This is a genomic window from Raineyella sp. (assembly GCF_034933565.1).
Taxonomy (GTDB): Bacteria; Actinomycetota; Actinomycetes; order Propionibacteriales; family Propionibacteriaceae; genus Raineyella.
In genome coordinates this window covers 41,109-62,783 of sequence record NZ_JAYFNG010000015.1, presented here as the reverse complement: position 1 = coordinate 62,783, position 21,675 = coordinate 41,109, and the positions used below count along the sequence as shown (strand labels likewise).

At 71.0% G+C, this 21,675-nt stretch carries 17 protein-coding genes and 1 pseudogene; 11 read left to right on the top strand and 7 right to left on the bottom strand.

Annotated elements, in window-relative coordinates:
- Nucleotides 1–23 precede the first annotated feature (23 nt).
- The 7 genes and pseudogenes from VB059_RS05515 to VB059_RS05485 form a co-directional block, all read right to left on the bottom strand.
- Nucleotides 24–1,226, bottom strand: a complete 1,203-nt coding sequence (locus VB059_RS05515; protein WP_323421020.1) for a hypothetical protein — start codon at nt 1,224–1,226, stop codon at nt 24–26.
- Nucleotide 1,227: 1 nt separating this feature from the next.
- Nucleotides 1,228–2,991 (bottom strand): glycosyltransferase, encoded by a 1,764-nt coding sequence (locus VB059_RS05510; protein WP_323421019.1) that lies wholly within the window; start codon nt 2,989–2,991, stop codon nt 1,228–1,230.
- Complete coding sequence (locus VB059_RS05505) at nt 2,988–3,893, bottom strand: ATP-grasp domain-containing protein (protein WP_323421018.1); 906 nt, start codon at nt 3,891–3,893, stop codon at nt 2,988–2,990. Before VB059_RS05505 ends, VB059_RS05510 begins: the two co-directional genes overlap by 4 nt.
- 10 nt (nt 3,894–3,903) lie before the next feature.
- Nucleotides 3,904–4,797: a PIG-L deacetylase family protein gene (locus tag VB059_RS05500; protein ID WP_323421017.1), complete on the bottom strand. Its 894-nt coding sequence runs from the start codon at nt 4,795–4,797 to the stop codon at nt 3,904–3,906.
- A 169-nt stretch (nt 4,798–4,966) separates the two neighbouring features.
- Entirely contained in the window at nt 4,967–7,591 is a 2,625-nt protein-coding gene (valS, locus tag VB059_RS05495; RefSeq protein ID WP_323421016.1) for a valine--tRNA ligase, read from the bottom strand.
- Between the two features lie 222 nt (nt 7,592–7,813).
- Nucleotides 7,814–8,596 (bottom strand): DsbA family protein, encoded by a 783-nt coding sequence (locus tag VB059_RS05490; protein ID WP_323421015.1) that lies wholly within the window; start codon nt 8,594–8,596, stop codon nt 7,814–7,816.
- 257 nt (nt 8,597–8,853) lie between these two features.
- Nucleotides 8,854–9,282: pseudogene (locus VB059_RS05485) on the bottom strand (DoxX family protein); the annotation flags it as partial.
- Between the two features lie 223 nt (nt 9,283–9,505).
- Between VB059_RS05485 and VB059_RS05480 the strand changes: the two are divergent.
- From VB059_RS05480 to VB059_RS05430, 11 genes are read left to right on the top strand one after another with little or no spacing between them, the layout of a single operon-like run.
- The gene (locus VB059_RS05480) at nt 9,506–11,020 is read left to right on the top strand and encodes a folylpolyglutamate synthase/dihydrofolate synthase family protein (protein WP_323421013.1); all 1,515 of its coding nucleotides are present in this window, start codon (nt 9,506–9,508) and stop codon (nt 11,018–11,020) included.
- Nucleotides 11,021–11,022: 2 nt separating this feature from the next.
- A complete protein-coding gene (locus tag VB059_RS05475) occupies nt 11,023–11,367 on the top strand; it encodes a DUF4233 domain-containing protein (RefSeq protein ID WP_323421012.1) in 345 nt (114 codons plus the stop codon).
- Nucleotides 11,368–11,385: 18 nt separating this feature from the next.
- A complete protein-coding gene (gene ndk, locus VB059_RS05470; protein WP_323421011.1) occupies nt 11,386–11,829 on the top strand; it encodes a nucleoside-diphosphate kinase in 444 nt (147 codons plus the stop codon).
- Nucleotides 11,817–14,816, top strand: coding sequence for a Na+/H+ antiporter subunit A (locus VB059_RS05465; protein WP_323421010.1), 3,000 nt, complete (start codon nt 11,817–11,819; stop codon nt 14,814–14,816). The genes ndk and VB059_RS05465 overlap by 13 nt, the downstream gene beginning before the upstream one ends.
- Nucleotides 14,816–15,343, top strand: coding sequence for a Na(+)/H(+) antiporter subunit C (locus VB059_RS05460; RefSeq protein WP_323421009.1), 528 nt, complete (start codon nt 14,816–14,818; stop codon nt 15,341–15,343). The genes VB059_RS05465 and VB059_RS05460 overlap by 1 nt, the downstream gene beginning before the upstream one ends.
- On the top strand, nt 15,340–16,860 hold the full coding sequence (locus tag VB059_RS05455; RefSeq protein WP_323421008.1) for a Na+/H+ antiporter subunit D: 1,521 nt from the start codon (nt 15,340–15,342) through the stop codon (nt 16,858–16,860). Before VB059_RS05460 ends, VB059_RS05455 begins: the two co-directional genes overlap by 4 nt.
- Nucleotides 16,857–17,525, top strand: coding sequence for a Na+/H+ antiporter subunit E (locus VB059_RS05450; RefSeq protein ID WP_323421007.1), 669 nt, complete (start codon nt 16,857–16,859; stop codon nt 17,523–17,525). The genes VB059_RS05455 and VB059_RS05450 overlap by 4 nt, the downstream gene beginning before the upstream one ends.
- Complete coding sequence (locus VB059_RS05445) at nt 17,522–18,115, top strand: monovalent cation/H+ antiporter complex subunit F (protein ID WP_323421006.1); 594 nt, start codon at nt 17,522–17,524, stop codon at nt 18,113–18,115. Before VB059_RS05450 ends, VB059_RS05445 begins: the two co-directional genes overlap by 4 nt.
- Nucleotides 18,112–18,501: a monovalent cation/H(+) antiporter subunit G gene (mnhG, locus tag VB059_RS05440; protein WP_323421005.1), complete on the top strand. Its 390-nt coding sequence runs from the start codon at nt 18,112–18,114 to the stop codon at nt 18,499–18,501. Before VB059_RS05445 ends, mnhG begins: the two co-directional genes overlap by 4 nt.
- A 12-nt stretch (nt 18,502–18,513) precedes the next feature.
- Complete coding sequence (locus VB059_RS05435; protein WP_323421004.1) at nt 18,514–19,644, top strand: type II CAAX endopeptidase family protein; 1,131 nt, start codon at nt 18,514–18,516, stop codon at nt 19,642–19,644.
- Nucleotides 19,595–21,577 carry a TIGR03960 family B12-binding radical SAM protein gene (locus VB059_RS05430; RefSeq protein WP_323421003.1) on the top strand — a complete coding sequence of 661 codons (1,983 nt, stop codon included), beginning with the start codon at nt 19,595–19,597 and terminating at the stop codon, nt 21,575–21,577. Before VB059_RS05435 ends, VB059_RS05430 begins: the two co-directional genes overlap by 50 nt.
- Nucleotides 21,578–21,675: the final 98 nt, after the last annotated feature.

Below are 21,675 nucleotides of genomic sequence, written 5' to 3'. Positions count from 1 at the left end.
CGGGGGCCGGGGGCCACGTCAGGTCAGCCACCCCAGGCAGCCTTGATGACGTCCCAGTCCTTGTCGGTCAGGAGCGAGTACGGCGTCACGGAGATCGACCGGGCGCCGGCATCCGCAGCCGACGCGAGGGAGGCAGCCAGGGTCCGGGCATCGATGACGCCCTCGCCGCTGGTCGTCCCCGGCTGGCCGTTGCCTCCGGAGGCGGACCACAGTCCCACCGAGATGGTCAGCCTGTCCGGGTCGTATCCCCCGCGGGTGAGCCCCGTGGTGAGCTTGCCGACGGCGCTGCCGTCGAGCCCTGACATGCCGGGGTAGGCCCACAGCACCAGCCGATCGGCACTCGACTTCAGCAGCGCGTAGTCCTGGGCACTGTCAGGACGCCCCGCGGCCGGGTCCGCCCAGTTGACCCGGACATCGACGGCCAGGGTGGTCCCTGCGGCATGCGCGGCGTCGCGGGCTCTGCTCACCACGCGTGCCAGCACCTCGGAGCGCCACTTGACCACGGCGGCGTTCTGCAGGTCGGGCTTGCCGTCCTTCGTACGCGGCCAGTCCTTCGCCCCGGTGTCCTTCCGGTACAGGTCGAGGTCGGCGGAGCTGAAGACGAACCGGTCGAGGAACAGCTCGGTCAGCACGACTTCGTCGGGGTGGTAGGTGGTGCCCAGATAGTTCACCATCTCGTCGATCTGGGTCCCGATCGTCGTGTCGAAAGCCGCGGGCGAGGCGAACCCGTCGGACACCTTCCCGTCGGCGTCGACCCCGGCGAGTTTCGGATTCTTCTTGAGTGTGGCCGGCAGGAGAAGGTCGATGCCGAGGCTCACGTGGCGTCGCTGTCCGCTCGGATCGGTCTGCAGCTCGTTCACCGCCGCGCCGACGAAGTCGCGGTACTTGTCCGGCCCGTCGGCGGCGGCCGAGTCCAGGTGGCCCGGCCACGGGAAGGCCGTCCACTCAGGACGACCGACAGCGATGCTGACGGCATTGACGTTCGCCGCCTCCAGCTGCTGGTCGATCTTCTTCCAGTCGGTGTGCGGGTCGCTCACGTTCTCGAAACCGAAATTGATCGCCCGCAGTCCCGGCTCCTGGTGTCCGGCCACCTGGCGTCCGGCCGCTGAGGTCGCCGCAGTGCCCGGGCCGCCTGTCGCGGGGGGACCGGACCTGCCGGACGGGGCACACCCGGTCACCAGCAGGGCGGCCAGCAGCACATCCAGCAGCACCATCCAGCGCTTCATCTCACTCCTCGTGGGCGGGACCGGGAAACAGATCGGCCATCGCCGTCGGCCGGTCGGGAAAGGTCGGGGTGGGGCGCCATGGGTCGTCCGGTGACGGTTCCGCCGGGGTGGGGCGGCGCCACGGGTCATCCGGTGAGGGCTGTGCCGGGGTGGGGCGGGCGTCGACCCGACGGCTCCGGCCGGATCGGACATCGGCGCTGGGAGTGGGCAGAGGACGTCCGAGCTGCGGCGCACGGTGCTCGTGAGGCCGCAGCTGCAGCGCGACGGAGTCGGGGAGAAGGCAGGTCGCGGCGGAGCGTTGGGAGGGCAGGGGGAACGGCCGTGCCATGGCGCGGTTGCCGGTCAGCCCTCCGAAGGGGCCCCACGGGAGCCGGCCACCGGATCCGGCGGCCCCGTCCGGTGGCAGTTCGATCACTTCGGTGGGGACGTCGTCCTCCGGCGAGGGGACCGTGGCGCCGCGGGTGAGCGCGGTCTCCTCCAGCCCGGACCGGGCCGCCCCGACCGAGACGACACCGGTCCGCTCGAGCTTGTTCCACCGGGCCGGCGCGTTGGTCGCCTCCAGCCAGAGGGCCCGGAGCATCGTGAAGCTCATCAGGACGGAGTATGCCGGCCACAGCGGCAGGGTCCAGGCGAAGCGGAGGTCCTGCAGCGCCCGGTTGAGGACCATCGCATAGATCACCAGCCCGATGGCGAGCGGCAGGCCGAGCCACAGCAGCAGCTGCCAGACGCTGACCGGGAGCAGCGTGACGTCTGCGGTGAGGAGCACGGTGGCGATCAGCAGCACCGCGAGCTGCAGGATCGGGAACAGGATCATGGACAGCACCGTGTACAACAGGTAGGCGCCGAATGTCCCGTACCGCGGGTTGGCGATCATCCGCGCATGGATGCGTACGGTCTGCAACAGCCCCCGGGCCCACCGCACCCGCTGCTTCCACAGTCCCCGCAGGCTGGAGGGCGATTCGGCGTACACGAGGGCCCGGGGGGCGAACGCCGCCCGGTAGCCGAACGACCTGAGCCGCCAGGTGAGCTCCAGGTCCTCCCCGAGGGTGTCCTCCCGGAGCAGCCCGGATTCCTGCAGGGCGTCACGGCGGAAGGCGCCGATGTTGCCGGACACGATCGGCAGGCACCGGAGGATGTGCAGCGCCCGGCGGACGAGGCCGGTGCCGACGTGGCTGATGACGGTGAGCAGCCGCGTCTGCAGGCGGTCCGTGTTGACCGGACGGTCGTCGCCGCAAACGGCCCCGACCCGAGGATCGTCGAAGCCGCGCAACAGCTCGGTGATGGTGTCCGGCAGGAAGACGCCGTCGGAGTCGACGAAGAGCAGGATCTCCCCACTCGCTTCCTGCGCCCCTCGGTTCAGGGCAGCGCCCTTCCCGCTGTTGGGCTGGGTGATCGCCCGGACGACGTCGTACTGGTCCGCGAGGGACTGCATGATGGCGTACGTGTCGTCGCTGGATCCGTCATCGACCAGGATGACCTCGAGATTCGTGTGTGCACTCGCCACGACCGAGTGGACGCAGTTCGCGATGACGGCCGACTCGTTGTAGCCGGGCACGACGACGCTGACGAACGTCGACGGCCCTGCCAGCGCGGTCGGCGCAGGACCGCCACGCCGCTGACGTCGACGACGCCACCGGTCCCTGACCTCGAACCAGCCGGCCAGCGGGACGTACACCAGTTTGACCAGACCCAGCACGAGGATGACGGTCCCGATGACGATCAGCGCCACCAGGAGGTCGTAGACGAACTGCGGGGGAAGAATCATGAGGCCAAGTAGTCCGCCAGCGTCGCGCGCAACAGCTCAGGGGCGTGGGCCGAGTTCGCCCCGAACCGCGCGTTGACCTCCAGGACCACCGGGCTTCCGTCGGGCATGCGTCGGATGTCCATGTCGATCGGGCCGGTCAGGTCCAGCGCCCGGGCGGTGGCGGCGGCCAGGTGGACCACGTCGAGGGCCGCGGAGGTCGGCAGTCGTACGACCGACTCGGCGTTGCCGACCCGGCCCTGCTTCAGGGCCGTCTTCTCGAGCACGACGACCGTCACCTCGGCGGTCCGGGGCGAGCGGTACACCTGCGGGGCGTATTCGGTGCCCGGTGCGAAGCGTTGCAGCACATGGGCCGGACCGAGGGTCGTCCAGTCGATGTCGTCGGGGGTGTCCACCACGATCACCCCCCGGCCACCGCGGGAGACCCGCGGCTTGATAACGAACGGCCACCCCAGGGTCGCTCCGGCCGATTCCGCCGACACGAACTCGGTGGGCAGAAGCGCCCCGGGCGTGGGGATCCCCGCCAGGTCCAGGGCATCCATGGTGAACTTCTTGTCCTGGCAGAGCCCGGCACCACGGGGAGCGGAGATGACCACCGGGATCGGGGCGAACAACTCGGACGCCACCGCGACCTCGGCCAGCTCATCGGCCACGGTCGGGATCACGAGGTCCGCCTTCAGCGTTGCCGCGAGGGAGATGAGAGCAGGCACCATGGCCGGATCGTCGGCCCGGGGGACGACGACCGTACGGGTGACATGAGGGGTGTCCACCGGTTGGATGTCCGCGCCGATGACCACATAGTCAGTGTCGTCGCACCGGGGGTCATCACCGTCGAGGCAGGAGAACTGCTCGGCGAGGGAGCGGCCCGCCGGACCACCGATTCCGGTGATCAGGATCGTCTTCATACAGGTCTCCTCAGTGCTGACCGATGGCGGAGGTGAGCAGGCGCACGGGCTCGAATCCCTCGGCCGCCGAGACCTTGGCCTGAGCGCCACGGAAGGCGGCCAACCCCTTGATCCGCTGGGCCGTCATGTACGGCTTGCCCGACTGGTCCCGGTGCACCTGGACGGCCCGGACCTTGACGTCCAGATACCTGGTGATGTCCATGAACACCGAAGGATCGAACAGGCGGGTCACCGACGGCGACTCGAAGCACAGGATGGAGGACTGGAACCGGGCCGCCCGCAGGACCGATGCGTGCACGGAGGCGTGGTCCTGGTGCTGGTCGTGGGCGGAATGGGTGAAGATGACGTCCGGCTCGAACTCATCGATGGCCTGCTCCACCACCAGCGTCATCTCGCGTTCCACGCTGTGCAGCGTGGTGTCGGGGAAGTCATGGATCTCGAGCGAGGCCATCCCGAGGAACTTCGCCCCTTCACGGGCCTCGTCGAGTCGCGTGCCGGAGTTGCCGCCCTCGTGTCCGTGGCTCATCGTGATGCCCCGCACCTCGTGTCCCGCATCGACGAGCATGGCCACCGTGCCGCCACAGGCCAGTTCGAAGTCGTCCGGGTGGGCCCCGACGAACAGATACCGCTGGTGGGTCTGGCGGGCCGAGGGGACGATCCGTCCCTGGGCGAGAAGGGTCGCGAAGAACAGACCCGCCACGAGGATCGTGGCCAGCTCCACCTCGGCGATCCCGCGCGGGCCGGTGCCGGGGTAGAGCAGGTCGAGGATCCCGACCGAGGAGACCCCCAGCAGCACCGCCACGATGGCGAGCCGGATCACTCCACCGTTACGGAACCGCCGGGCGAAGTAGCGCCGCCAACGATGCATGCTCAGGAAGCCGATGAGTGTGATGGTGGCAATCACCTGAACAATTGTTGCGACCACTACTTCCATCCCCCCAAGGACACTCAGCCACACATCGCCCCCCTCGGGGCGTCATCCGTACTCCGCCCGCTCGAGCGGAGCCGGTGTGCAGCCTAACCTAAGTCGGCCTCTCCGGCCCGCCAGGGTTTCGCTGCATGAAATGGCTGCGTCACCGGACGGCGTCCTGCTCGGGCTCCAGCTCCACCTCGGCCGCGATCGGCCCGTCACCGGCGGCCCAGGTGATCTCCCCGACGATCCGGCCCACGGCGCGCAGGTCGGCCTCGACAGCCTGCAGCAGGGCGAGGGAGTCGCGTGGTCCGCTGATGGTCACGGCGGTGATCTGCGTCTTCATCGACCGCTTGGCCGCCGACTTGGCGCCGCGCAGCAGCTCGAGGGCCGCGGCGACGTCGGTCAGCACGTCCGGGTCGCCGACCGCGGTCAGCCCGTCGGTCAGCTCGCCGGGGGTCGGCCAGGCGGTGCGGTGCACCGAGCCCTCCTGCCACCAGGACCAGACCTCCTCGGTGACGAACGGCATGATCGGCGCGAACAGCCGCAGCTGCACCTTGAGGGCAAGGGCCAGGGCGTTCTGCGCCGAGGCGGCCTTCGCCTCGCCCTGCGCGCCGTACGCCCGCTCCTTGACCAGCTCGAGGTAGTCGTCGCAGAACTGCCAGAAGAACTTCTCCGCGGTCTCCAGCGCGACCGAGTAGTCGTACGCCTCGAAGGCCTCGGTGGCCCGGCGCACCACGTCGGCCAGCGCGGTCAGCATCGCCAGGTCCGCCGGCTCGGTGACGGCGGCGGCATCCGTCGCGGTGCCGTAGCCGAGGACGAACTTCGACGCGTTGAGGATCTTCATCGCCAGCCGGCGACCGACCTTCATCTGCTTCTCGTCGAACGGGGAGTCCATGCCCGGCCGGGCCATCGCCGCGCGCCACCGCACCGCGTCGGCCCCGAACTTCTCCAGGATCTCCGAGGGCACCACGACGTTGCCCTTCGACTTCGACATCTTCTTCCGGTCGGGGTCGACGACGAAGCCGGAGATCGTGGCGCGGGCCCACGGCAGTGAGTCGAACTCGAGATGCGACCGGACGATCCGGGAGAACAGCCAGGTGCGGATGATGTCGTGTGCCTGGGGGGCGATGTCCATCGGGAAGACCTTCCCGAACAGCTCCTCGTCGCGGCCCCAGCCACCGGCGATCCACGGGGTGAGTGACGAGGTGGCCCAGGTGTCCATCACGTCGGGGTCGGCGATGAATCCGCCCGGCCGGTTGCGCTGCGACTCGTCGTAGCCGGCGGGGCATTCGGAGGCCGGGTCGACCGGCAGCTTGTCCTCGTCGGCGATGATCGGGTGGTCGTGGTCGGGCTCGCCGTCGGCGTCCAGCCGGTACCAGACCGGGAACGGCACGCCGAAGTAGCGCTGGCGCGAGATCAGCCAGTCACCGTTCAGGCCACCGACCCAGTCCTCGTAGCGGTGCCGCATGTGTGCCGGCACCCAGTCGAGCTCCTCGCCGCGCTGCAGCAGCGCCTGCTTGAGGGCCTCGTCGTGGCCGCCGTTGCTGATGTACCACTGACGGGTGGAGACGATCTCCAGCGGCTTGTCGCCCTTCTCGTAGAAGTTCGTCTTGCGCTGGGTCGGCTCGGGATCACGGACGAGCTCGCCGTTCTCCCGCAGCATCGCCACGGTCTCCTCGCGCGCCGAGAAGGTCGTCTTGCCGGCGATCCGCTCGTACGCCGCCGCGTTGACCACCCAGTCGGGGGTCTCACGGGACAGTCGGCCGTCGCGGCCGATGATCGTCCGGGTGGGCAGGTTGAGCTCCCGCCACCAGGTGACGTCGGTGAGGTCACCGAACGTACAGCACATCGCGATACCCGACCCCTTGTCGGGCTCGGCGTCGCGGTGGGGCAGCACCGGCACCTCGACCCCGAAGACCGGCGTCGTCACCGTGCTGCCGAACAGCGGCTGGTAGCGCTCGTCGTCGGGGTGGGCGATCAGGGCGCAGCAGGCGGCCAGCAGCTCGGGCCGGGTCGTCTCGATCACGACCTCGCCGCCGTCGGGGCGGTGGAAGTTCAGCGCGTGGTAGAAGCCGGGGTAGTCGCGGGCCTCGAGCTCCGCCTGGGCGACCGCGGTCTGGAAAGTGATGTCCCACATCGTCGGCGCCTCGGACATGTACGCCTCGCCGCGCCGGAAGTTGTGCAGGAAGGCCCGCTGGGCGACGGCCTGCGACTCGTCGGAGATCGTCGTGTAGAGCAGGCTCCAGTCGACCGACAGGCCGACGTGCTTCCAGAGGTTCTCGAAGACCTGCTCGTCCAGGGCGGTCAGCCGGTGGCACAGCTCGACGAAGTTGCGGCGGCTGATCGACACCTGGCGCTTGGGGTCCGGCTTGGCCGGCGGGGTGAAGTCCGGGTCGTACGCGATCGACGGGTCGCACCGTACGCCGTAGTAGTTCTGCACCCGCCGCTCGGTCGGCAGGCCGTTGTCGTCCCAGCCGATCGGGTAGAACACCTCCTTGCCGCGCATCCGCTGGTAGCGGGCGATGACGTCGGTGTGCGTGTAGGAGAACACGTGGCCGACATGCAGGGAGCCGGAGACCGTGGGCGGCGGGGTGTCGATGGAGAACACCGAGGCGCGCGGCACGGACCGGTCGAAGGCGTACGTCCCGCCCTCGTCCCAGCGGCTGCCCCAGGTGTCCTCGAGCCCTTCCAGAGCGGGCTTCTCCGGTACTCGGGCCTCGCCTACCGGGGTGACCGCGCGGGGCGGTGCCGGGGTGGACGGGGTGTTCCGGAGGGGTTCGCTCATGGGGTGCATCTTACGGACCGGCCTCGCCCCCACGCACATCACAGGTGGGGGCGAGACCGGTCACGGCCGGGCACGAGAGCCGTCCCGGGTGGGGCGCCGGGAGAGTCCGGGGTGTCTCCGGGGCAGGCCCTGCCGGTCGGCCTGACAGAGCCCGGGAGGTTGGCCTGACGACTCCGGTCGGTTCGTCCGACGGACCGGGTCAGGTGGTCCGACGGGTTCCGGTCACTGCCCGGCGGCGGCCTTGGCGACGGCGGCACCGAACTGGTCGGCCGCGGTCAGCGTGGAAAGGTCCAGATTCTTGCCGTTCACCCGGACCGTCGGGGTGCCGGTCACCCCGTCCTTGGCGGCGGCGGTGTTCGTCCGGTTGGCGAAGCTCTTGTACTTGCCGGTGTCGTAGCACTGCTGGAACTGCGTCAGCTTGTCGCCGGTGGTGCCGAGCTGGGCGGGCAGCTGGTTGCGCAACAGGTCGTCGGAGTAGCCCTGACCCTCCTGGGTGGGCTGGTTGTTGAACACCGCCTGGTGGTAGGCGGCATAGTCGCCGACCTCGGCATAACAGGCCGCCGCGTTCGCCGCGCGGAGCGAGGCGTCGTTGCGCAGGTTGGTGTCCAGGAAGGTCATCGGCCGGTAGATCAGCTGGTAGTCACCGTGCTGGGCGCCGCCGACGATGTACTGACCGGCGGACCGCTCCAGCGAGCCGCAGCCCGGGCACTGGTAGTCGAAGAACAGCTCGACGACCGGCTTGCCGTCCGCCTTGCCCGGATTGACGATGATGCCGGTGCCCGCCGCCGTCGTGTTCGGCGGGACCGCGCCGTTCGCGGCCGGCTTGGAACGTCCCTGTGCCCAGACCAGACCGCCGATGACCAGGACGGCGACGGCGACGACCGAGACGGCCGTGATGACGATCTTCCGGGTCCGGGCGCGCTTCGCGTCGGCCTCGGCCTGTGCGCGCAGCTGGGCCCGGCGGTTGCTCGCCGGGGTGGGGCCTGCCGACTTCTTGCTGCTCATCCAGGAGCCTTCCTTCACTCGTTGCTGGCGGTGATCGTGTCATGCGGCCGGTCCGACCCGGCGTCGCATCGTGCGGGCGCCGGGCTCCTCCGGATCGTACGGCCGGTCGGAGCGCCGGTCGGCCGGGTCTCAGCGGCTCAGGAGCGCGGCCCCGACGGGTCCTCGCCCGTGCCACGCCGGTCGTCCGTGCCACGCCGGTCGTCCGGGTCGCGCGGGGCGTCGTCGAGGACCGTCGGGGTGACGGCGAACAGCCGATCCTCCGCGGCGAACGACGTACGGGGGCGGACGACCAGGAAGACGCCGAGGGCCGTCAGACCGACGTCGCGCAGGATCTCCAGGCCGTACTTCGTCTGGTTGGCCGCCACCTGGCCGCCACCGCCGAAGCACCCGCAGTCGATGGTGAGGCCCCGGGCCCAGGCCTGCGTGATCCCGGCGACGAACGCGACCATGAACAGACTGCCGACCAGAGCCGCCCACCGGGTGAACAGCCCGACGATGAGCAGCAGGCCGACGATGATCTCCAGTGGCGGCAGCGCGTGGCCGACCACCACGGCCAGCTCATACGGCAGCACCTGGTAACCGCGGACGGCGAGCACGGACTGCTCGAGGTCGGTGACCTTCAGCGCGCCCGCGACGACCAGGACGCCGCCCAGCCCGAGCCGGCACACCAGGCCGATCCGGTCCAGGAGGCGCGAGCCGGCGGGACCGGTGCCCGACGCGGGGGCGGGCGCGTCGAGAGAGTGGGTCGCGGGGATCATGTTGAAAGTCTAATGGGGGCCGGCAGGACTCCCGCGGCGGTGCGGGCCGGTCCGCCCGCCCCGGTGGCCCGGTGGCCCGGTGCGTGGTGGCCGGGCACCGTCGGTCCGCGGCAGCTGCCGACCGCGTGGCGCGTCTAGACTGCGGGACGATATGTCTGAGATTCCCCCTGACCCGTCGGCCGCGCTCAACGGCGAGGCCCACCACCGCGTCCTCACCGCGCAGCTCACCTCGCGGTGGCCCGAGCACCGGGTCGGCCCGTCCCTGGCCCGGATCGGGGCTCTGTGCGAGCTCCTCGGCGACCCCCAGCACACGATGCCGGTGATCCAGATCACCGGCACCAACGGCAAGGGCAGCACGGCGATCATGATCGACGCGCTGCTGCGCTCGGTCGGGCTGCGGACCGGCCGGTTCAGCTCGCCGCACCTCACCGACGTCCGGGAACGGATCAGCATCGACGGCGCCCCGATCAGCGTCGAACGGTTCGACGAGGTCTGGGAGGACATCGCCCCGTACGTGGCGATGGTCGACGAGCAGAAGCTCGACGGCATCCCGATGACGTTCTTCGAGGTGATCACCGGCATGGCGTACGCGGCCTTCGCCGACGCGCCGGTCGACGTCGCGGTCGTCGAGGTGGGGATGGGGGGTCGGTGGGACGCCACCTCCGTCGCCGACGCCTCGGTCGCGGTGTTCACCCCGATCAGCTACGACCACATGCACATCCTCGGCGACACCCTCACCGAGATCGCCACCGAGAAGGCGGGGATCATCAAGGACGGCAGCCACGTCGTGACCGCCGGTCAGGAGCTCGAGGTGGCCACCGTGCTGCTGCGCCGGGCGACCGAGACCGGCTCGCTGGTCTGCGCGGAGGGCGTCGACTTCGGCCTGATCGACCGGACGCCCGCGCTCGGCGGCCAGGTGATCGCGGTGAACGCCGGCTCCGGCCCGGTCCGCGACCTGCACCTGCCGCTCTACGGGGAACACATGGCGCACAACGCCGCCCTGGCGATCAGCGCCGTCGAGACCTTCCTCGGGATGAAGGCGCTCACCCCCGAGGTCATCCAGGACGGTTTCGACCAGGTCGTCGCCCCCGGGCGGATGGAGGTGGTCCGTACCTCGCCGACGATCGTCCTCGACTCGGCGCACAACCCGCACGGCGCCGCGGCCGTCGCCCGGACCGTCCAGGAGGCGTTCACCTTCAGCCCACTGATCGGCGTCTTCGCGGCGATGCGGGACAAGGACGTCCGCCAGGTCCTGGAGACCCTCGAGCCGGTGATGCACCAGATCGTCGTCACCACCGTCGCCTCGACCACCCGAGCCCTCACCCCCGAGGAACTCGGCGAGCTCGCCCGGGAGATCTTCGGCGGTGACCGGGTGCGGGTCGCGCCGACCATGGCCGACGCGCTGGAACAGGCCACCCTGATCGCCGACACACTGATGGCCGAGGGGGTCGATCCGCAGCTGCTGGCGGGGGAGGACGCGGTGCCGCCGACCCCGGGCATTCTGGTCACCGGCACGGTGATCGGGATCGGCGAGGCCCGTGGGATCCTCGTACCCGGGGAACGGGCCGCCGGCGAGAGCCGGACGGCCGCCCGGGCGGCGACCACCGACGTCGCGGCCCAACTGGAGATCGGCACCACCGGCTGGGGCGCCGAAGGGGAGGACTGACCGTGCTGCTGGGCAAGGACAACCCGATGATGCGGGTGCTGCTGATGACCCTCTACTGCGAGGTGGTCGTCTTCGGCCTGTCCCTCGCGGTGATGATCATGGTCGACGGCGTACGCCCGGCGCTGGCCGGTGCCTTCGGCGGCGCCGCGGCCCTGCTCGCGCTGGTGGCGGGCGTCCTGCTCAGGCGCGGCCCGTACGGCCAGGTGCTGGGCTGGGCCGCCCAGGTGGCCGGCATCGCCCTGGGGATCGTCAGCCCGATCATGTTCGTGGTCGGCGGCGTCTTCGCGGGCATCTACCTGGCCATGTACGTACTCGGGCGCCGGATCGAGACCGGCCGCACCGCCTGAGTCCGCTAGGGTGGCGCCATGACCGAAGCGCAGCGCACTCTCGTCCTGATCAAGCCTGACGCCGTCGCGCGGGGCCTCGTCGGACCGATCCTGGCGCGCTACGAGAGCAAGTCGCTGCGCATCGTCGCGATGGAGCTGCGGACGATCGACGCCGCCCGGTCCGACGCCCACTACGCCGAGCACCTCGAGCGGGACTTCTACCCCGGGCTGCGCGACTTCATCACCTCGGGCCCGCTGGTCGCCCTCGTCCTCGAGGGTGATGCCGCGGTCGACGCCGTCCGGGCCCTCAACGGGGCGACCGACGGCCGCAAGGCCGCGCCCGGCACCATCCGTGGTGACTGGTCGCTGTCCAACCAGGCCAACCTCGTGCACGGGTCCGACAGCCCGCAGAGCGCTGCGCGCGAGATCGCCCTCTGGTTCCCCTCCCTGGCCTCCGGGCCGGGCGGTCAGTGCCAGTCCTGATCGCCGCCCACTTCGGGCTGGCGATCCTGGCGCCGGCACTCAGTCGTCTCCTCGGTCGGCGCGTCTTCCTCCTGTTCGCCCTGGCCCCCGCCGCGGCCGCGGTGTGGCTGGCCACGCTCCACCCCACGATCACGGCCGGTGGGGCCTATGTCGTCCACCAGCCGTGGGTGCCCGGCATCGGCCTCACCTTCGACCTGCGGATCGGGCTGGTGCAGTGGGTGCTCGGCCTGGTGGTCAGCGTCGTCGGGGCGCTGGTGCTGTTCTACTGCCGCTGGTACTTCGCCGGCGGCCCGCCCCAGGCCCGGGTGGCGGGCCTGCTGGTGGCCTTCGCCGGGTCGATGCTCGGCCTGGTCAGCGCCGACAACCTGCTCTACCTGTACGTCTTCTGGGAGCTCACCACCGTCTTCTCGTACCTGCTGGTCGGGCACAACCCGCTGCGCGCCGCCAACCGCGGTGCCGCGCTGACCGCCCTGCTGGTGACGAGCTTCGGCGGCCTGGCAATGCTCGCCGGGCTGCTGATGCTGGGCGCGGCCGCGCACAGCTACTCGTTGGCCGCCGTGGTGGCGGCGGCACCGCGGGGGGCCGGCGTGGTCGGTGCCGTGGTGCTGGTGCTGCTCGGCGCCCTCACCAAGTCCGCCCAGGTGCCGTTCCACTTCTGGCTGCCCGCGGCGATGGCGGCGCCCACCCCGGTCTCCGCCTACCTCCACTCGGCGGCCATGGTGAAGGCCGGCGTCTACCTGCTGGCGGTGCTGGCGCCCGGTTTCGCCGGGGTGCCGGGATGGCGCCCGATCGTGATGACGGTCGGCGCCGTGACGATGGTGCTGGGCGGCTACCGGGCGCTGCGCCAGCACGACATCAAGCTCCTGCTGGCGTACGGCACGGTCTCCCAGCTCGGCTTCCTCGTCGTGCTGCTCGGCTCGGGCACCAGAGCCGGTGCCGTCGCCGGGCTGGCGATGCTGGTGGCCCACGCCGTGTTCAAGTCCACCCTGTTCCTCACCGTCGGCATCATCGACCGCTCGACCGGCACCCGCGACCTGCGTGAGCTGTCCGCCGTGGGACGCCAGCTGCCCTGGGTCGCGACCGCGGCCACGCTGGCCGGGATGGCGATGGCCGGCCTGCCGCCCACCGCCGGCTTCCTGGCCAAGGAGGCCGCCTTCGAGGCGGTGGTCAACTGGGCCGTGGACCCGGCCTCCGACGGCACCGGCATGCTCCCCGGACCCTCGATCGTGATGGCCGCGCTGCTGGTCGTCGGCTCGGTCCTCACCGTGGCCTACACGCTGCGTTTCCTGTGGGGTGCGTTCGCCACCAAGCCGGCGGTGCCGAAGCGGACCCTGGTCCAGGCTGTACCGGTCGGTTTCGCCACGGCGCCGCTGCTGCTGGGGGCGGTCTGCGTCGTCCTCGGCGCGCTCGGCCCGGAATGGACCGGGATCATCGCGCCGTACGGCGAGACCCTCCCGGTCGGCAAGGCGTCGCACGGGCTGACCCTGTGGAGCGGGTTCACCCCGGCCCTGGCGCTGTCGGTGTCGGCCTGGGTGCTCGGCGGCCTGATGTTCGTCCTCCGCGACCGGGTCAGCGCCCTGCAGGAGACGATGCCGGCGATCCCGCCGGCGGACCAGACCTTCCACCGACTCATCCGCTGGCTCGATCGGCTGGCGGTGGAGGTCACCTCGCGGGTCCAGCCGGGCTCGCTGCCGCTCTACCTCGCCGCCATCCTGGGCATGCTGGTGCTGTTCACCGGCACCGCGGTCTTCACCCAGACCGGCCTCGGCACCGGCGTACGCCTCTGGGACACGCCGGTGCAGGCGATCATCGGCGCGGTGATGTGCGTCGCGGCCTGGCTCGCCGCCAGCTCCCGTGGCCGGCTCAAGGCGGTCATCCTGGTCGGGGTGACCGGCTACGGCCTGGCCCTGCTGTTCCTCATCCACGGGGCGCCCGACCTGGCCCTCACCCAGGTGCTGACCGAGACGGTGTCGATCGTGGTGTTCGTCCTGGTGCTGCGGAAGCTGCCGAAGTACTTCACCGACCGCCCGCTGACCTCGATGCGGTGGTGGCGGGTCGTGCTCGCCATCGCGGTCGCCGGCACGGTCGTCGGCGCGGTCCTGGTCGCCGCCACCGCCCGGGTCGCCGAGCCGGTGTCCACCGAGCTGTACACCCAGGCCTGGGAGATCGGGCACGGCACCAACATCGTCAACGTCACCCTCGTCGACGCCCGTGCCTGGGACACCCTGGGGGAGATCTCCGTCCTGCTGCTCGCGGCCACCGGCGTCGCCTCGTTGATCTTCATCAGGGCCCGGTACAGCCTCCGGACGCCGGCTCCGACCCGGGCCCCGGCCGGCCGCGAGCCGACGGGCGCCGAGGGCCGGGGGACCCGCTACAGCTGGCTGCGCGGCGGTCAGGCGCTGTCCCCGCTGCGACGCTCACTGGTGATGGAGGTGGTCACCCGGCTGCTGTTCCCGGTGATGATGATCACCTCCGGGTACGTCCTGATGGCCGGCCACAACTGGCCGGGAGGTGGGTTCGCCGGCGGGCTGATCGCCGGGCTGGCGCTCGTGCTGCGTTACCTGGCCGGGGGCCGGCACGAGCTGGACGACGCCGCCCCGGTCGACGCCGGTGCGGTGCTGGGCTCCGGCATGGTGGTCGCGGTCGGCTCCGCGGTCGCGCCGCTTGCGGTGGGCGGCTCGGTGCTGGAGTCGTACGCGGTGGACATCCACCTGCCGTTCCTCGCCGAGGCGCACGCCTTCGGCCGGACATGGCCGTTGCTGGGCGACATCCACCTGGTCACCTCGGTCTTCTTCGACATCGGCGTCTACCTGGTGGTGATCGGGCTGCTGCTCGACATCGCCCGCTCGCTGGGCGCCGGCATCGATGTCCAGACCGAGCAGGACCGGGCCCCGCACCCGGCCGAGGGCGGCGGGGTCCGCGGCGGCCGTAGCGCACTGCGACTGCCGGGCCGCCCGTTCGAGGAACCCCGCGAGACGGAGGTGTGATGGCGCCCGACCTCACGCTCCTCCTCGTCGCCGGCTTCCTGATCGCCTGCGGGGTCTACCTGCTGCTGGAGCGATCGCTCACCCGGATCCTGATCGGGATCCTGCTCGCCTCGAACGGGGTGAACCTGCTCTACCCGATCATCGCCGGGCCGGCACGGCTGCCGGCCTTCATCGGCATCAGCCCGCGCGACGCGATCACCGACCCGCTGCCGCAGGCGATGGTGCTGACCTCGATCGTGATCACCCTGGCGACCACCGCGTTCCTCCTGACGATGGCCTACCGGGCCTTCCAGGTGAACGGCCACGACGAGGTCCAGGACGACGTCGAGGACGCCGTCATCCGCCGCCTGGCGCTGCTGGACGAGGCCTCCGAGTCGTACGACGCCGGGGTCATCAGTGGCGAGCCCGGTGAGGAGGCCGGCAGCGATCCTGCCGGGCAGGCGGGAGCGGGGACCGGCGCCGGGCCCGGTCCTGGGACCGGCCAGGGGACCGTCATCGGGACAGGAACGGGGGAGGGGGATCGATGACCTGGCTGGTGCCGATGCCGATCCTGCTGGCCCTCTTCGGGGCCGGTGTGACCCTGATCCTGGGGCGCCGGCCGAACGCCCAGCGTGCCGTGTCCGTCACCGTCCTGGCGCTGATCGTGGCCGTCGCCGCCGTGCTGGCGTACCGGGCCGATCGGGTCGGTACGCAGGTGGCCCGGATCGCCGGCTGGCCGGCACCGCAGGGCATCTCGCTGGTGGCCGACCGGCTCTCGACGCTGCTGCTGCTGGTGTCGTCGGTGATCTGCCTGCTGGTCCTGCTCTTCTCGCTGGGCCAGGAGGAGGAGCAGCGCCGCCGTGAGACGCCGATCTCGATCTTCCACCCGACCTTCCTGGTGCTCACCGCCGGGGTGTCGAACGCCTTCCTCACCGGCGATCTGTTCAACCTGTACGTCGGTTTCGAGATGCTGCTGTTCGCCTCCTTCGTGCTGCTCACCCTGGGCGGCACCGGGGAGCGGATCCGGGCCGGCACCACCTACGTCGTGGTGTCCCTGGTCAGTTCACTGCTCTTCCTGGTCGCGCTGGCGGCCGTGTACGCCGCGACCGGCACGGTCAACATGGCCCAGGCCGGGGCCCGGCTCGCCACGTTGCCGGTCGAGGTCCAGCAGGTGATCCACTTCCTGCTGATCACCGTCTTCGGGATCAAGGCCGCCGTCTTCCCGCTGTCCGCCTGGCTGCCGGACTCCTATCCCACCGCCCCGGCGCCGGTCACCGCGGTGTTCGCCGGCCTGCTCACCAAGGTCGGGGTGTACGCGATGATCCGGACCCAGACCGTGCTCTTCCCCGACAACGCACTGCAGGTGCCGATGCTGGTGATCGGCATCCTCACCATGGTGATCGGCATCCTGGGCGCCATCGCCCAGGGCGAGATCAAACGGATGCTCTCCTTCACCCTGGTCAGTCACATCGGCTACATGGTCTTCGGCATCGCGCTGGACTCCGACGCCGGCCTGTCGGGCGCGATCTTCTACACCGCGCACCACATCCTCGTCCAGACCGCCCTGTTCCTGGTCGCCGGTCTGATCGAACGCCGTGGCGGCTCGACCTCGCTGAACGAGCTGGGCGGGCTGGCGTCCGCCTCGCCGGTGCTGGGCGCGCTGTTCCTGGTCCCGGCGCTCAACCTGGCCGGTGTCCCGCCGCTGTCGGGCTTCATCGGCAAGGTCGGACTGCTGCGGGCCGGCCTCGGCGCCCACGACTGGCTGGCCGGGGTCGGAGTGGGGGCGGTGCTGCTGACCAGCCTGCTCACCCTGTTCGCCGTGGCGAAGATCTGGAACCGGGCGTTCTGGCAGGCGATGCCCCTGGTCGAGAACGAGGACGGCAAGCTGGTCGAGGCGGGCCTGCCGCTGCAGCCGTCGATGGCCGCCGTCGCGGGGGCGCTGATCGCCGTCAGCCTGGCCCTGACCGTGTTCGGCGGCCCGTTGTTCGGGTTCACCGACCGGGCGGCGCACGACGCGCGCAGCGGCGCGTACGCCGCCGCCGTGCTGCCGGAGGGGGTGCGATGAGCCGGGAGCCTCGCGGCGGGGACGGCAGCCGGGTGCCCACCCGGCGGGTCCGGCCCGGCTGGCGGTCGATCCTGATCGGCGTCCTGATCTGGTGCATCCTGTGGGGCCGCGCGGATGTGAAGACGATCCTCGGCGGTCTGATCGTCACCGGCGGGGTGGCGCTGCTGTTCCCGCTGCCGGCGATCCGTTTCCGCGGCCGGATCCGGGTGCTGGGCGTGATCCGGCTGGTCGGCAGCACGCTGCTGGACCTCGTCGAGTCGTCCTGGCGGGTCGCGGTGCTCGCCGTGGCGTGGCGCCGACCGGTCCGCAGCGCCATCGTGCGGGTGCGACTGCGGACGAACTCCGACCTGCTGATCGCGATGATCGTCGAACTCATCGGTCTGGTCCCCGGGTCGGTCGTCGTGGAGCAGACCCGTGCGCCGTCCCAGGTCTTCGTCCACGTCCTCGACGTCCGTGACCGGTCGCACCTGGACGAGGCGTACGCGACCGTCCGTACGGTCGAGGAACGGGTGATCCGTGCCTTCGGCACCGACGAGGAACTCGCGGCGCTGGGCTCCCCACCCGGCGCGGTCCCACTCGCCGGGGCGGTGACCGAGCCGGCGGCGGGTGCGCCGCGAGCCGTTGCCGGGGATCTCCCGTCGACCGATCCGGAGGTGGACCGATGACCGCGGTGGACAGCATCGAGGCGGTCCAGGGGGCGGTGGCGGTGGTGGCGGTCGCCGTCCTCGGTCTGGCCGCCGCCGTCACCCTGTTCCGGCTCGCGAAGGGGCCCACCAGTCTCGACCGGATCATCGCCAGCGACCTGATGGTCGGGATCGCGGTCGGCGGGCTGGCCCTCCAGATCGTCCTCAGCGACCGGCTCACCACACTGCCGATCCTGCTGGCGTTGTCCCTGGTCGGGTTCATCGGAGCGATCTCGATGGCCCGCTTCGTCCACGACCAGGTGCCCGGATCGGCCGGAGAGGTCGGGCGGCGCTCGCGTCGACGGGGCGAGGGACGCCGACCTACCGTGCGGGCGGAACGGCCGGCGTCGACCCCGCCCACGGCTCCCGGACCCGGCGGCCCGGTCACGCCACTCGGAGACAGCGGCCCGGACGTGCCCGCTCCCGGGGCAGCCGGCCCCGAGCCACCGGCGCGCCCGGAGACATCAGGAGGCCCGGAGACACCGGGGGACTCGGAGACATCAGGGGACTCGGAGACATCAGGAGGCCCGGAGAGGTCGGGGGCCCCGGACGGGTCGGGAGGGGCGGCATGATCGGCGCGATCCTCGATCTGGTGGCGGCGGTGCTGTGTCTTGTCGGGGCATTGCTGTGTCTCACCGCTGCGGTGGGCCTGGTCCGGTTCCCCGACCTGATCTCGCGGATGCACCCGGCGGCCAAGCCGCAGAGCCTCGGGCTGCTGGTGCTGCTGGTCGGGGTGGTGCTGCACGTACGGACCTGGTCGGCCTTCTTCCTGCTCGCCCTGGTCACCATCCTGCAGATGATGACGGTGACCCTGGCCTCCCATGTGGTGGCCCGCACCGGCTACCGGGCCCGGCTGGTCGACCCGCGCACGCTGGTCGCCGACGAGCTGGCGGAGGCGGTCGCGGAGCGGGCGCGTGCCGATCCCGAGGGCCGCGGCGGTCCCGGGGCCACCGGCTGAGAGGATCTGCGCATGACTCGTCCCGGTCGCACCGCCCTCCTCCCACCGCCCCCTGCGCTGCCGGTGCGGAGCCAGGACTACTACGGCTTCCTCCGGACGCCCCGGTACCGCTGGTGGAAGGGGCTGTTGGCGGCGCTGGCGCTGCTCGTCGGCTTCCTGGTGGTGGACGGCGTGCTGGCCGCCGCCGGCCTGATCGTCGACGTCATCCTCGGCGCCGTCAGCCCCCAGGACCTGCGCGGCGCGGCGAACGGGGTGATCCCCATCGGACCGGCCACCTTCATCGGCAACAACCTCGGGCTGGCGCTGCTCATCCCCCTGGTGATGCTGCTCGCCCGGGTGTTCTTCGGCCAGACCCCGGGGTGGTCGGCGTCGGTCGTCGGTCGGTTCCGGTGGCGCTGGCTGGGCTGGTGCCTGCTGGTGGTCGGGCTGCCCTGGTGCGTGCTGCTGACGGTCTCCACTGCCGCCACCGGAGGGTTCCCGACCCCTGTCCTCACCCCGTCGGTGTGGCTGATGCTCGGTCTCACCTTGCTCACCACCCCGCTGCAGTGTGCGGGGGAGGAGTGGGCGTTCCGCGGCCTGCTGCCGCGCTGCTTCGCGGCGATGGTGCCGCAGCCGGCGGTGGGCACTGTGGTGGGCGTGGCGGTGTCGTCGCTGCTGTTCATGACCGCTCACGCCGCCGCGGACCCGTGGTTGAACGCCTTCTACTTCGGCTTCGGTCTGGTGATGAGTGCCCTGACCTGGCGGACCGGCGGCCTGGAGGCCGCAGTGATGTTCCACACGGCCAACAACCTGACCGGCCTCATCCCGGTGGTGCTGACCGGTGACTATGCGTCGATCGGCGACCGGGGTGCGGGCTCCGGTTCCCCTGCGGTGCTGCTCCCGCTCGCCGTCGGCGTCGGACTGGTGTTCCTCACTGATCTGGTCCGCCGCCGACGGGGAGTGACCCGGACGGCCGCCCCCGGCCTCGACCTGCTGCCGCCACCGGCCATGACCTCCCTCCCGCCGGCCGGGATGTCGTTCCCACCGGCGGGGACATCCCTCCCACCGGCCAGGGACTCGGACAGTCGGGAATCGGGGGATAGTCTGGGCCCCTATGAGCATCGCGACCAGCCACCCGGACCTGGCGGCGAGCAGCGGCCCTGAATCGCTGTTCCCGCGACTCGAGCCCCTGCTGGCGCGGGTCAGCAAGCCGATCCAGTACGTCGGCGGGGAGCTGAACTCCGTCGTCAAGGAGTGGGGGAGCACCGACGTACGCTGGTGCCTCTGCTATCCCGACGCGTACGAGGTGGGACAGCCCAACCAGGGCGTGGCGATCCTCTACGAGATCCTCAACGAGCGGGAGTGGATCCTCGCCGAGCGGACGTACACCGTCTGGCCGGACCTGGCCGCGATGATGCGCGAGTCGGGTGTGCCGCAGTTCACTCTCGACACGCACCGGCCGGTCCGGGCCTTCGATGTGCTCGGCTTCAGCTTCTCCACCGAGCTCGGCTACACCAACATGCTCGAGACGATCGACCTGGCCGGCATCCCGTTGCACGCGGCCGACCGTGGCGAGGACGACCCGATCGTGCTCGCCGGTGGTCATGCCGCCTTCAACCCGGAGCCGATCGCCGACTTCCTCGACGCCGCGGTGCTCGGCGACGGGGAGGAGGTCTCGCTGGCGATCTCGGCCGTGATCCGGGAGTGGAAGGCCGAGGGCCGGCCCGGTGGTCGCGATGGGCTGCTGCTGCGGTTGGCGGAGTCGGGCGGGGTGTACGTGCCGCGGTTCTACGACGTGGACTACCTGCCGGACGGCCGGATCCGCCGGCTGGCGCCGAACCGTCCCACCGTGCCGTACGCGGTCCGCAAGCACACGCTGATGGACCTCGACCGGTGGCCCTACCCGAAGCACCCGCTGGTCCCGCTCGCCGAGACGGTCCACGAGCGCTACTCGGTCGAGATCTTCCGCGGGTGCACTCGCGGCTGCCGGTTCTGCCAGGCCGGGATGATCACCCGTCCGGTGCGGGAACGGTCGATCGAGACGATCGGCGCGATGGTCCAGGCGGGCCTCGAGGCGACCGGTCTGGAGGAGGTCGGCCTGCTGTCACTGTCCTCGGCCGACCACTCCGAGATCGCCGAGGTCACCAAGCAGCTCGCCGACCGCTACGAGGGGTCGAACGTGTCGCTGTCGTTGCCGTCGACGCGGGTCGACGCCTTCAACATCGACCTGGCCGACGAGCTGTCCCGCAACGGCCGACGCTCCGGCCTGACCTTCGCCCCCGAGGGCGGCTCGGAACGGATGCGGCGGGTGATCAACAAGCAGGTCGATGAGGAGGACCTGATCCGTACGGTCGCCACCGCGTACTCCAACGGCTGGCGCAACGTGAAGCTGTACTTCATGTGCGGCCTGCCGACGGAGACCGACGAGGACGTCCTGGCGATCGCCGACCTGGCCCGCAAGGTGATCGAGACCGGTCGGAAGGTGTCAGGGCGCAAGGACATCCGGTGCACGGTCTCGATCGGCGGGTTCGTGCCGAAGCCGCACACGCCGTTCCAGTGGGCCCCCCAGCTCGATGTCGAGACCACCGACCGGCGGCTGGAGCGGCTCCGCGACGTGATCCGGGCCGACAAGCGCTACGGGCGCTCGATCGGCTTCCGCTATCACGACGGCCAGCCGGGCATCGTCGAGGGGATGCTGTCGCGCGGCGACCGCCGGGTCGGTGCGGTGATCGAGGCCGTCTGGCGCGACGGCGGCCACTTCGACGGCTGGTCGGAGCACTTCTCCTACGAACGCTGGGTGCGGGCGGCGGAGCGGACCCTCGCCCCGCAGGGCGTCGGCATCGCCTGGTACACGACCCGGGAACGCGACTACGACGAGGTGCTGCCCTGGGACCACCTGGACGCCGGTCTCGACCGCGACTGGCTGTGGGACGACTGGCAGGACGCCCTCGACGAGCAGCCGGTCGACGACTGCCGCTGGAACCCCTGCTACGACTGTGGCGTCTGCCCGCAGCTGGACACCGAGATCCAGGTCGGTCCGAGCGGCCGTACGCTGCTGCCGCTGAGCCCGGTCCGCAACCCACTGGCTGCGGACTGAGAGCTCACCCCGACTGCTCCGAGCGGCCCACTGTGAGTGTCGGCTCACTGCGAGGCTCGGAGCAGTTCACTGCGACTGCTTCGAGCGGCTCACCACGA

What these genes read in the sequence shown, in the direction of transcription:
- ndk (WP_323421011.1), top strand. Translation starts at nt 11,386, where the DNA reads ATGACCGAAGCGCAGCGCACTCTCGTCCTGATCAAGCCTGACGCCGTC.
- VB059_RS05510 (WP_323421019.1), bottom strand. Translation starts at nt 2,991, where the DNA reads ATGATTCTTCCCCCGCAGTTCGTCTACGACCTCCTGGTGGCGCTGATC.
- VB059_RS05435 (WP_323421004.1), top strand. Translation starts at nt 18,514, where the DNA reads ATGACTCGTCCCGGTCGCACCGCCCTCCTCCCACCGCCCCCTGCGCTG.
- VB059_RS05430 (WP_323421003.1), top strand. Translation starts at nt 19,595, where the DNA reads ATGAGCATCGCGACCAGCCACCCGGACCTGGCGGCGAGCAGCGGCCCT.
- mnhG (WP_323421005.1), top strand. Translation starts at nt 18,112, where the DNA reads ATGATCGGCGCGATCCTCGATCTGGTGGCGGCGGTGCTGTGTCTTGTC.
- VB059_RS05505 (WP_323421018.1), bottom strand. Translation starts at nt 3,893, where the DNA reads ATGAAGACGATCCTGATCACCGGAATCGGTGGTCCGGCGGGCCGCTCC.
- VB059_RS05515 (WP_323421020.1), bottom strand. Translation starts at nt 1,226, where the DNA reads ATGAAGCGCTGGATGGTGCTGCTGGATGTGCTGCTGGCCGCCCTGCTG.
- VB059_RS05490 (WP_323421015.1), bottom strand. Translation starts at nt 8,596, where the DNA reads ATGAGCAGCAAGAAGTCGGCAGGCCCCACCCCGGCGAGCAACCGCCGG.
- VB059_RS05450 (WP_323421007.1), top strand. Translation starts at nt 16,857, where the DNA reads ATGAGCCGGGAGCCTCGCGGCGGGGACGGCAGCCGGGTGCCCACCCGG.
- valS (WP_323421016.1), bottom strand. Translation starts at nt 7,591, where the DNA reads ATGAGCGAACCCCTCCGGAACACCCCGTCCACCCCGGCACCGCCCCGC.
- VB059_RS05460 (WP_323421009.1), top strand. Translation starts at nt 14,816, where the DNA reads ATGGCGCCCGACCTCACGCTCCTCCTCGTCGCCGGCTTCCTGATCGCC.
- VB059_RS05455 (WP_323421008.1), top strand. Translation starts at nt 15,340, where the DNA reads ATGACCTGGCTGGTGCCGATGCCGATCCTGCTGGCCCTCTTCGGGGCC.
- VB059_RS05480 (WP_323421013.1), top strand. Translation starts at nt 9,506, where the DNA reads ATGTCTGAGATTCCCCCTGACCCGTCGGCCGCGCTCAACGGCGAGGCC.
- VB059_RS05445 (WP_323421006.1), top strand. Translation starts at nt 17,522, where the DNA reads ATGACCGCGGTGGACAGCATCGAGGCGGTCCAGGGGGCGGTGGCGGTG.